This is a genomic window from Streptomyces sp. NPDC001914 (assembly GCF_042891215.1).
Classification (GTDB): Bacteria; Actinomycetota; Actinomycetes; order Streptomycetales; family Streptomycetaceae; genus Streptomyces.
The window spans coordinates 60,716-70,642 of sequence record NZ_JBIASW010000003.1 but is presented as its reverse complement, the minus strand read 5'-3'; the positions used below and the strand labels follow the sequence as shown (position 1 = coordinate 70,642).

Annotated in this window: 12 protein-coding genes; 6 read left to right on the top strand and 6 right to left on the bottom strand. The window is 73.3% G+C overall.

Annotation, left to right across the window (positions count from 1 at the left end; genetic code table 11):
* Positions 1–13: 13 nt before the first annotated feature.
* Both ACFYYF_RS09590 and ACFYYF_RS09585 read right to left on the bottom strand, forming a co-directional pair.
* Entirely contained in the window at positions 14–556 is a 543-nt protein-coding gene (locus tag ACFYYF_RS09590; protein WP_388773158.1) for a SixA phosphatase family protein, read from the bottom strand.
* Positions 553–1,329, bottom strand: a complete 777-nt coding sequence (locus ACFYYF_RS09585) for a hypothetical protein (protein WP_388773156.1) — start codon at positions 1,327–1,329, stop codon at positions 553–555. Before ACFYYF_RS09585 ends, ACFYYF_RS09590 begins: the two co-directional genes overlap by 4 nt.
* 276 nt (positions 1,330–1,605) lie before the next feature.
* On the opposite strand from ACFYYF_RS09585, the gene ACFYYF_RS09580 reads away from it, so the two are divergent.
* The 3 genes from ACFYYF_RS09580 to ACFYYF_RS09570 are packed head-to-tail and all read left to right on the top strand — an operon-like array spanning position 1,606 to position 3,446.
* Positions 1,606–2,478, top strand: a complete 873-nt coding sequence (locus ACFYYF_RS09580; RefSeq protein WP_388774334.1) for an alpha/beta fold hydrolase — start codon at positions 1,606–1,608, stop codon at positions 2,476–2,478.
* Positions 2,479–2,500: 22 nt separating this feature from the next.
* Positions 2,501–2,908: a CoA-binding protein gene (locus tag ACFYYF_RS09575; RefSeq protein ID WP_388773153.1), complete on the top strand. Its 408-nt coding sequence runs from the start codon at positions 2,501–2,503 to the stop codon at positions 2,906–2,908.
* 52 nt (positions 2,909–2,960) lie between these two features.
* Complete coding sequence (locus ACFYYF_RS09570; protein ID WP_388773151.1) at positions 2,961–3,446, top strand: GNAT family N-acetyltransferase; 486 nt, start codon at positions 2,961–2,963, stop codon at positions 3,444–3,446.
* Between the two features lie 98 nt (positions 3,447–3,544).
* On the opposite strand, the gene ACFYYF_RS09565 is transcribed toward ACFYYF_RS09570, so the two are convergent.
* Positions 3,545–4,441: an alpha/beta fold hydrolase gene (locus tag ACFYYF_RS09565; protein ID WP_388773148.1), complete on the bottom strand. Its 897-nt coding sequence runs from the start codon at positions 4,439–4,441 to the stop codon at positions 3,545–3,547.
* Between the two features lie 266 nt (positions 4,442–4,707).
* Between ACFYYF_RS09565 and ppk2 the strand changes: the two genes are divergently transcribed.
* The gene (gene ppk2, locus ACFYYF_RS09560) at positions 4,708–5,634 is read left to right on the top strand and encodes a polyphosphate kinase 2 (RefSeq protein WP_388773145.1); all 927 of its coding nucleotides are present in this window, start codon (positions 4,708–4,710) and stop codon (positions 5,632–5,634) included.
* Positions 5,635–5,655: 21 nt separating this feature from the next.
* Here ppk2 and ACFYYF_RS09555 read toward each other — a convergent pair whose 3' ends face one another.
* On the bottom strand, positions 5,656–6,015 hold the full coding sequence (locus tag ACFYYF_RS09555; RefSeq protein ID WP_388773141.1) for an ArsR/SmtB family transcription factor: 360 nt from the start codon (positions 6,013–6,015) through the stop codon (positions 5,656–5,658).
* A gap of 61 nt (positions 6,016–6,076) precedes the next feature.
* On the opposite strand from ACFYYF_RS09555, the gene ACFYYF_RS09550 reads away from it, so the two are divergent.
* The gene (locus ACFYYF_RS09550) at positions 6,077–7,480 is read left to right on the top strand and encodes a cation diffusion facilitator family transporter (protein WP_388773138.1); all 1,404 of its coding nucleotides are present in this window, start codon (positions 6,077–6,079) and stop codon (positions 7,478–7,480) included.
* Positions 7,481–7,716: 236 nt separating this feature from the next.
* Here the strand turns inward: ACFYYF_RS09550 and ACFYYF_RS09545 are convergent, their stop codons facing one another.
* Both ACFYYF_RS09545 and ACFYYF_RS09540 read right to left on the bottom strand, forming a co-directional pair.
* Positions 7,717–8,277, bottom strand: a complete 561-nt coding sequence (locus tag ACFYYF_RS09545; RefSeq protein WP_388773136.1) for a YbaK/EbsC family protein — start codon at positions 8,275–8,277, stop codon at positions 7,717–7,719.
* Positions 8,278–8,326: 49 nt separating this feature from the next.
* Entirely contained in the window at positions 8,327–8,899 is a 573-nt protein-coding gene (locus ACFYYF_RS09540) for an XRE family transcriptional regulator (protein ID WP_361684294.1), read from the bottom strand.
* A 93-nt stretch (positions 8,900–8,992) separates the two neighbouring features.
* Here ACFYYF_RS09540 and ACFYYF_RS09535 point away from each other — a divergent pair, with 93 nt between their 5' ends.
* Positions 8,993–9,850, top strand: coding sequence for an EamA family transporter (locus ACFYYF_RS09535; protein ID WP_388773134.1), 858 nt, complete (start codon positions 8,993–8,995; stop codon positions 9,848–9,850).
* The last annotated feature ends 77 nt before the right edge of the window (positions 9,851–9,927 follow it).

The window sequence follows — 9,927 nt, the reverse complement described above, 5'->3', positions numbered from 1 at the left end:
CGTCGGCCGCCTCTCACGCCTTCTTGCCCCTGGGCACCACCACGTCCGTCAACAGCGCGTCGCCCCGGCCGAGTTCGTGCCAGGACGTGCCGTGCCAGACCAGGACCGCGACGGCCGAGGTCGGGAACTTCGTGCGGACCCGGTGCAGTGTGTCGTCGAGGCCGTCCCCGGCCAGTTCGAGGACCAGCTCCTCCAGGCCCGGATTGTGTCCGATCACCAGCAACGTCCGTACATGTTCGGGGACTTCGCGGACGGCTTCCAGCAACTCCGGCACGTCCGCCCCGTACAGCCGAGCGTCGAGCAGCACGGACGGCGGGGTGCCCCACTCCCGCGCCGCCAGTTCCCAGGTCTCCCGGGCACGTACGGCGGTCGAGCACAGCGCGAGGTCGGGCAGCAGGTCGGCCTCCGCCAGGGCGCGTCCGACGGCGGGGGCGTCACGACGGCCGCGCGTCGCGAGCGGCCGCGCGTGATCGGGCACCCCGTCGGGCCAGGCGGACTTGGCGTGCCGCAGGACGATCAGTCTTCGCCGCGGCCCACCGGCCGCCGGGGCGGTCACAGCGCGGCACCGATCTCGCGGGTGAGTTCGAGGCCGAGCAGCCGGTCGGCGTGGGCGTACGTCTCGAACCGGGCGCCTTCCGGGATGCCGGAGGTCTCCACCGACCGCAGCACGTCCAGCACGGCGAGCACGTCCAGGTCGTCCTCCCACGCGGCCCGCAACCGCAGGCGTACGTCCTCGGGGATCGGCTTGGAGGGCCGTGTCGCCCATCCGGCGACGGCGGCGCGCCAGCGCGCGAGCGTGCCCTCCGCCTCGGCGAGCGCGTCGGCGTCGACGCTCAGCGGCTGATCCCGTCGCCGGGCGAGCAGCGCCAGCCGCAGAACGGTCGGGTCCCCGGGCTCGGGAGCGGAACCGTGCGCGGTGTCGACCGGAGCCACCTCGACACGCGGCCCCTCCGTCGCCTCGGCTCCCTGGGCGACCACGTCGATGGTCCGCGTCGCCGCCGGTCCCGGTTCCGTGCCCGGGTGATCCTCGAACGGCCGGATCCCGAGTTCGGCGGCGCGCGTCCGAAGCCCTGCCTCGCCCCAGGAGTCGGCCCGGCCCCCGGGGGCGGCGCGGTCCGCGGTCTCCGCCGGTTCCGGTGCCGAAGTCAGCGTCGCCCAGGCCGGATTGCCGCCGATCTCCAGGGCCCGCACCAGGACGTCAGCGACCAGGAGCACGCGCAGTCCGGTGATGTCGGACCCGGGCGGGCGGGCGTGGACGCGGACGAGACCGCGGCGGGCGAGGGCTGCGTCGACGGGTTCGCCCGTGCGGGCGTCGAGGATACGGAGCACGAGGTGAGCCTAGGCGGACGTGCGGGCGGGCGCGGGGAGGTGGGGACCGTTCCGGACACGCGCCCGCCCGTCGGCCCCGACCGTGACCGGCCGGGGCTCCCGGTGACGGCGGGCGGGGCGACGACGACCGTGAACACCGGCTGCCGTACGGTCCGTTCGGGTCCGGGGCCGGGCGGGGGCTTCGTCGCGCCGGGGCGCGGACACCGCCTTGACATCCGCTCCCACCACCGGAAAGCTGACCGACCAGTCGGTATGAAGGAGTGGGCCGTGAACGGGATGAGCATCTCCACCGCCGCCGGTGTGTTCGACGCCGTCACGGCGGGTCCGCCCGACGGCCGCCCGGTCCTGCTGCTGCACGGCTTCCCGCAGACAGGGCTCGTCTGGCGGCGGCAGATCGCCGCGCTGGCCGCCGAGGGCCACCGCGTCGTGGCGCCCGACCAGCGCGGCTACTCCCCCGGCGTGCGCCCGGAGCGGGCCGAGGACTACCGCATCGGCCTCCTGGTCGCGGACGTCCTCGCGATCACCGAGGAGCTGGGCTGGCCGACGTTCGACCTGGTCGGCCACGACTGGGGCGGCGCGGTCGCGTGGTGGACCGCCGTCGGCCATCCCGGGCGCGTCCGCAGCCTGACGGTCGTCTCCACTCCGCACCCGGGCGCTCTCGCCGAGGCCCTGCGCTCCGACGACGACCAGCACGCACGGTCCCAGTACATGAGGGACTGGCGCGAGACGCCGGCGACCGAGCAGCGCATGCTGGCCGACGACGCCAAGCTGCTTCGTTCGCTCTACGGCGAGAAGGTGCCGCGGGCGAGCGCCGACGCCTACGTCCGGCACCTCACCCGGCCGGGCGCCCTGACCGCGGCACTGAACTGGTACCGGTCCGGCCGCCCCGACGGCGAGATCGACGTCGTCAAGGTGCCCACGCTGTACGTCTGGAGCACGGGCGACACCGCGTTCGGCCCGGGCCCCGCGCGGGAGACCGGACGCTGGGTCGACGCGCCGTACCGGTTCGAGATCCTGCCGGACCTCGGCCACTGGATCCCGGAGGAGGCGCCCGAGACGCTGAGCCGTCTGCTGCTCGACCATCTGCGAGCGCACGGCGGGCGGAATCAGCACGCCCCGCTCACTGTTGACGATGACGGCAGACACTGACCGATTCCCCTGGAGGCCGAGCGTGTACGGCGACTCAGAGACGATCCGCAGGATCCTGACCGAGACGGGCGACACCTGGGCGATCGTGGGACTCTCGTCGAACCGGCGCCGCGCGGCCCACGGCGTCGCCGACGTCCTCCAGCGGTACGGCAAGCGGATCGTGCCCGTGCACCCGAAGGCCGAGACAGTCCACGGCGAGCAGGGGTACGCCTCCCTCGCGGACATCCCCTTCGAGGTGGACGTCGTCGACGTCTTCGTGAACAGCGACCTCGCGGGGCCGGTCGCGGACGAGGCCGTCGCCGTCGGCGCCAAGGCCGTCTGGTTCCAGCTCGACGTGATCGACGAGGCCGCGTACGAGCGGACGCGTGCCGCGGGGCTCGACATGGTGATGGACGTCTGCCCGGCCATCGAGATCCCGCGCCTGGGCTGACGCCGGAGGGCGACCCGCGCAGCCCCGATGCGATCAAAGGCGGCCTGGGTCAATGCTGTTGACGCCCCGCGGCCCGCACCGGTTTCCTGCTCGGGTGCCCACCACCCTTCGCGTCGAAGCGCCGGCCGACGAGACCCGTCTCGCGGACTGGCGGCATGTCCACAATGTGATCGTCCCGCCCGCCGCGATGTCGCTCGACGAGGTGCGCGAGCGCGCCCGCCGCTATCGCCTGGAGGTCGCCTATCTCGGCGACGTCCTCGTGGGCTGCACGACCGTGCGTCCGCCCACCGGCGGCAGCGCGACGGCGACCGTGATCGCGCGCGTCCTGGCCGAACACCGCGGGCGGGGCTTCGGCGAGCAGCTGTACGCGCGCGGCCTGGCGCAGGCTCGCTCGATGGGGGCCCGGGTGATCGAGACCGTGGTCCTCGCGTCCAACGAGGCCGGACTGCGCTTCGCCCAACGTCACGGCTTCACGGAGATCGAGCGCTATGTCCTCCCCGGTGAGACCGCGGAGTGGGTCGACCTCAGACGGGACTGACGTCCCGCCGGGCACCCGGGCGGTCCGGGCGCCCGCGCCCTCCGCGCCCCGGGGCGTCCGCCGGCCGGTCCCCGGCGGGCCGCCCGACCGTCACCGCGTCACGCCGGAAGACCGAGGTCCGGATCGTTGGGGCGGTCGCCGCGGCGGCCGGCCTGCCGGTCGAGGAACGCGGTGATCGGCGCGCGGAAGGCCTCCGGGTCGTCGATCCAGGGGAAGTGGCCCGCGCCCGGCAGGACGGCGAGGTCGGCCCGGGCGAACAGTTCCGCGACGGCCCCCGCCACCCGCGGCAGCGGTCCGCCGTCCAGCTCGCCCGCGACGAGCAGCACGCGTGCGTCCCAGGCCGCCACGACGGCTCGGGCCTCGTCCGGCCGGAAGGCTCCGGGGCCCGCGTAGCGCTCGGCGGCCTCCTCGTTGTACTGGTCGGCGTCCTCGGCCGCGTGCGCCTTCGCCGCCGCGTCCCAACGGCCGTAGAAGAACGGGGCGGCGGTGTCGACGTCGGCTTCCGTCGCGGTGCCCGCCCAGAGCCGTGTGTACGCCTCGTGCGCGCCCTCGAACCACGGTTCAGCCTTGCGCAGCACCGCACTCTCCGCGCGGTGTTCCGGGGTGAAGTCGACGCCCAGGGCCCGCGCCCGTCCGGTGACCATGGTGAGCGTGCGGACGTGCCCTGGATGGCGGACCGCCCACAGGAGCGCGAGATCGCAGCCCGCGGAGTGCGCGAGGAGATCGACCCGGTCGAGTCCGAGGTGCGCGCGGAAGGCCTCGACGTCGGCGACCTGCCGGTCGCAGCGGTACGTCGCCGGGTCCGCCGGACGCTCCGAGTCGCCGGTGCCCCGCAGATCGAGCACGTAGAGCCGGCGGTTCCGCGTCAGTCCGCCGAGATCTCCCAGGTACGCGGAGGCGCGCATCGGTCCGCCGGGCAGACAGAGCAGCGGTTCGCCCTCGCCCCTTGCGTGGTAGGTGAGTCGGGTTCCGTCGGGTGCGATGAAGGAGGGCATGCGGGACATCGTCAGCCGCATCGCAGCGCGCGGGCAAGCTGTTTAACGACGCGTCAAACCGCGTGCTCCAGACCGTCGTTGACCGTCCCGGTGCTGGGCATACGCGCATCTCGACGCCGGCTCGCGTGGCCTTCGCCTCCGGTTCTCCTGCCGTACGCCTCCGATCGCTTCCATCGGGGGATGGACCACGCCGTTCCGCGATTCCGCCGAAACGGCGGGAACAAGGTGATCGGCGGACAATCGGAGCACGGGCAGAGGAGGGCCGGATGACGGAACTGCTGGCAGGGATGCGGGTGGACTACACCGATCACGACGACCCCGTACTGATCCGGCCGGACGGCAGCCCGGTGGACACCTGGCGGGAGAACTATCCGTACACGCGGCGCATGGAGCGCAAGGAGTACGAGTGGCACAAGCGGCTCCAGCAGATCGAGCTGCTGAAGCTGCAGGGCTGGATCAAGGAGACCGGCCGGCGGCTCGTCGTCGTCTTCGAGGGGCGCGACGCGGCGGGCAAGGGCGGCACGATCAAGCGGTTCACCGAGCACCTCAACCCGCGCGGCGCCCGTGTGGTGGCGCTGGAGAAGCCGACCGAGCGGGAGCGCGGGCAGTGGTACTTCCAGCGGTACGCGGAGCATCTGCCGACCGCGGGAGAGATCGTGATGTTCGACCGGTCCTGGTACAACCGGGCGGGCGTGGAGCGGGTGATGGGATTCTGCACCGACGACGAGTACCGGCGCTTCATGCGGCAGGCACCCGCCTTCGAGCGGATGCTCGTCGACGACGGCGTGGACCTGGTCAAGTTCTGGTTCTCGGTCTCGCAGAGCGAGCAGCGCACCCGCTTCACGATCCGTCAGGTCGACCCCGTACGGCAGTGGAAACTGAGCCCCATGGACCTGGCCTCGCTGGACCGCTGGGACGACTACACGGCGGCCAAGGTCGCCATGTTCCGCGAGACGGACACCGCGCAGGCACCCTGGACCGTGGTGAAGAGCAACGACAAGAAGCGGGCCCGCGTCGAGGCCATGCGCAGTGTCCTCGCCCGCTTCGCCTACGCCGACAAGGACGAGGAGGTCGTCGGCAGCCCCGACCCGAGCATCGTGGGCGCGGCGGCGAACCTGCTGGAGGAGGGCGAGGACGACGCCCCCTTCACGGGTGACCGCACGGTCACGAACGACGGCACGCTCACGCGCTGACGCCCGCACCCGCGAACGGCCTCAGTCGTGCGCCGGGCGGTCGGAGAGGCGGTGGTCGGCCAGGCTCAGCGCCTCGTCGACCACCCGGCGCAGATGACCGTCCCCGAGCGAGTAGATCACCCGGCGCCCTTCCTTCCGTGTGTTCACGAGCCCGGCGAGACGGAGCCGGGCCAGGTGCTGGCTGACGGCCGGGCGGGCGGAGCCGCACCGCTCGGTCAGCGTCGTGACATCGGCCTCGCCGCCGGTCAGGGCGTGCAGCAGCGTGAGACGGGTGCGGTCGCCGAGAAGGGCGAGGAGTTCGGCCGCGAGCGCGAACTGTTCCTCGCCGGGGGTGCGCGGGTGCGCATCGTGCGCAGGTGATAGGTGCATGCGTGCGCTCATACGCACATAATGGCCTCGTGGACACCAGCGCGTCCACTCCCGCGCACGGAAGGGGACGCACGTGAACGACCGGCAGGAACATCACCACGAGGCCGGGGGCCACGACCACCACCTTGCGCAGGGCCACGGCCACGGCGCCGGCCAGGGCCACGGCACCGACTCTGGCTCCGGCACCAGCTCCGGCACCGGTTCCGGCACCGGCTCGGGCTCCGGCCACGGCACCGGCTCCGGCACCGGCTCCGGCAGCAGCGGCAGCGGCAGCGGCAGCGGCAGCGGCAGCGGCAGCGGCCAGGGTCACGGCTCCGGCACCGGTTCCGGCGGCGGCAGCGGCAGCCACGACGGTGAGGACGACCGTGGACGGCCGCACCGCCACGACCACGCGCATGCGGGCGAGGACGGACATGTTCACGGCGCCGGCCACGGGCACTCCCCCGGCCGGCCGCACCCGCGCACCCGGCAGGGGAGCCACGGTCACCCGCACGGCCGCGGGAGCCGGCTCCGCCATCTCCTCACCCCGCACTCCCACGAAACGGCCGACAAGCTCGACTCCGCGCTGGAAGCCTCGGCCCGGGGCATGCGGGCCCTGTGGGTCTCGCTGGCCGTCCTCGGCACAACGGCCCTGGCGCAGGCGGCCGTTGTCGTCCTGTCGGCATCGGTGGCGCTGCTCGGCGACACCGTGCACAACGCCGCCGACGCGCTGACCGCCCTGCCGCTCGGCATTGCCTTCACGCTGGGCCGCCGGGCGGCGACCCGGCGCTTCACCTACGGCTACGGGAGGGCGGAGGACCTGGCGGGCATCGTCATCGTGCTGACCATCGCGGCCTCCGGGGCCTTCGCGGCCTGGGCAGCGGTCGGCCGACTGCTGGACCCGCAGCCCGTACGGCACCTCCCGGCGGTCGCGCTCGCGGCCCTCGTCGGCTTCGCGGGCAACGAGTGGGTCGCCCGGTACCGCGTCCGCGTCGGGCGCGAGATCGGCTCGGCCGCCCTGGTCGCGGACGGACTCCACGCCCGTACCGACGGATTCGCCTCGCTCGCCGTGCTGGTGGGCGCGGGCGGCGCGGCCCTCGGGTGGCAACTCGCGGACCCGATTGTGGGGTTGGCGATCACCGCCGCGATCCTGCTGGTGCTGCGCGACGCCGCCAGGGAGGTCTTCCGGCGTGTGATGGACGCCGTGGAGCCCGAGTTGGTGGACCGGGCCGAGCAGGCGCTGCGGCGGGTCGACGGCGTGCGCGACGTGGGGGAACTGCGGCTGCGGTGGATCGGGCACAGGTTGCGGGCCGAGGTGGCGGTCGTGGTGGACGGTGAGGCGACCGTGCGTCACGCGCACGACATCGCCGTGAACGCCGAACATGCGCTGCTGCATGCCGTGCCGAAGCTGACCGCGGTCCTGGTCCATGCCGATCCGGCTCCCGCGCCCGGTGTCGCGGACCCGCACCGGGCGCTGGCGCATCACTCGGCCGCGTGAGCGGATGACGCCGCGGGCGGGGATGGAGCGGGCAGGGGCACAGGCGACTTTCGCCCCCTCCGCCCCTGCCCGTCCCGTACCTGGGGCTCCGCCCCAGACCCCGCTCCTCAATCGCCGGAGGAGCTGAACTGTTGCCCCGTACCCGAGAGGTGGACCCCTGGGGCTCCGCCCCAGACCCCGCTCCTCAAACGCCGGAGGGGCTGAACTTTTGCCGGTCGGGGCTGAATGGCTTCGGCTCAGGCCGGGATGCCCAGGCCCTCCAGTACCACCGCGTTCGGGAGTTCCGCGAACGCCTTGCCCGGCAGCAGGAGTTTGCCGCGTCGGCGGCCGCTGCCCACCAGCACGTACGGCAGCTCGACCACGGCCGAGTCGACCAACACGGGCCAGTCGCCGGGGAGTCCGACGGGGGTGATCCCGCCGTACTCCATGCCGCTCTCGCCGGTCGCGAGGTCCATCGGGGCGAACGAGGCCTTCCGGGCGCCCAGTTGACGACGGACGACACCGTTCACGTCGACGCGGGTGGCGGACAGCACGACACACGCGGCGAGCGTGGTCTCGCCGCCCCGCTTGCCCGCGACGACCACGCAATTGGCGGACGTGTCGAGCAGTTCCTTGCCGTAGTGCTCGACGAAGACGGCGGTGTCGGCCCATTCGGGGTTCGTATCGACGTAGACGATCTGTTCCGCGGGGGTGCCACCGCTCCACTCGCGCACCGCGTCGGCGACGGGGCGGGTGAGTTCGTCCAGGCGGTCGGGGGCCGGGAAGGCGTGGTCGAAGTGTCCGATGGGTGCGCGCATGCCCGCACGCTAACAGCCGCACGGACCCGCCCGGGGCGGGCGCCGGGCCTCAGTGCACGAGCGGGACCGAGACGGCCATGACCATCGCGACCGGGACCTCGCCCTCGTTGGCGTAGGCGTGGGGGGCGTCGGCCTCGAACGACGCGCTCGCACCCTCGGGGACGAGGTGGTCGACGCCGTCGACGGTGATCGTCAGATCGCCCGAGATGACGTGCACGAGTTCGACGGTGCCCGCGGGGTGCGGGTCGGAGGGGCTGCCCTCGCCCGGCATGAGCCGCCAGTCCCACATCTCCAGCGGGCCGGGCGCCTCGGTGCCCGCCAGCAGCCGGTTGTAGCTGCCCGCTTCGGTGTGCCACAGCCGTACGGCCTGGTCGGCGGGGACGATCCGGACCCGGGGACCCTGCTCGTAGTCGAGCAGGGTGGTGATGCTGACGCCGAGCGCGTCACCGATCTTGACGACGGTACCCAGACTGGGATTGGTCCTGGCCTGCTCGATCTGGATGAGCATGCCGCGGCTGACTCCGGCGCGAGCGGCCAGCGCCTCCAGGGTGAAGCCGCGCTCGGTGCGCCAGCGCTTCACATTGCGCGCCAGGGATTGAGTCAGCAGGTCGAGATCCGACACATTCCGTCCAATATTTTGAATGACAGAGTTCAATCGGGTGAACTATCGTGGGATGCACCTGATCGTTCACCGAACTGTACTGCGAGGCCCCCCGTGACAGCACTCTTCGCCCTGGCCACCAGCCTCCTGTGGGGCCTGGCGGACTTCGGCGGAGGTCTGCTGACCCGGCGCACGCCCGCGCTCACGGTGGTCGTCGCCTCCCAGTCGATCGCGGCGGTGGTCCTCGGCGCGATCGTGCTGGCCACCGACGGCTGGAGCGCGGCGGGGCCGGAACTGTGGTTCGCGGTCGCCGCCGGCCTGGTGGGCCCGGTCGCCCTGCTCTCCTTCTACAAGGCGCTCGCGCTCGGGCCGATGGGCGTGGTCTCGCCGCTCGGCTCGCTGGCCGTGGCCGTCCCCATCGGCGTCGGCCTGTTCCTCGGCGAGCGCCCGGGACTCACGCAGATCGCGGGCATCGCGGTCGCGGTCGCGGGTGTTGTCCTCGCGGGCGGACCCCAGCTCCGGGGAGCGCCGGTGCAGCGGCAGGCGGTCCTCCTGACCCTGATCGCGGCCGCCGGCTTCGGCACGGTGTTCGCGCTGATCGCGGAGGCGTCGTCGTCGGTCACGGGGCTCTTCCTGGCGCTGTTCGTGCAGCGCCTGACCAATGTCGTCACCGGCGGCGCCGCCCTGGCCGTCTCCGTGCGGCGCGGCGGCGAGGCCCTTCCCGAGGGCGGCTTCCCCTGGGCCTCCCTGCCGGCGCTGGCCTTCGTGGGCCTGGCCGACGTCGCGGCCAACGGGACGTACTCGGTCGCCGCCCAGCACGGCCCGGTCACCGTCGCCGCCGTCCTCGCCTCGCTGTACCCGGTGGTCACGGCCCTGGCCGCGCGCGGGGTCCTCAGGGAACGGCTACGCGGGGTGCAGGCCACCGGGGCGGCGCTGGCCCTGGTCGGCACGGTACTGCTGGCGACCGGCTGAGCCGGTTTCGGGCCGCCGGCGACCGGCTGAGCCGGTTCCGGCTGCGACCCTCCGGGTCCACGGGCCGTCCGCGGTCC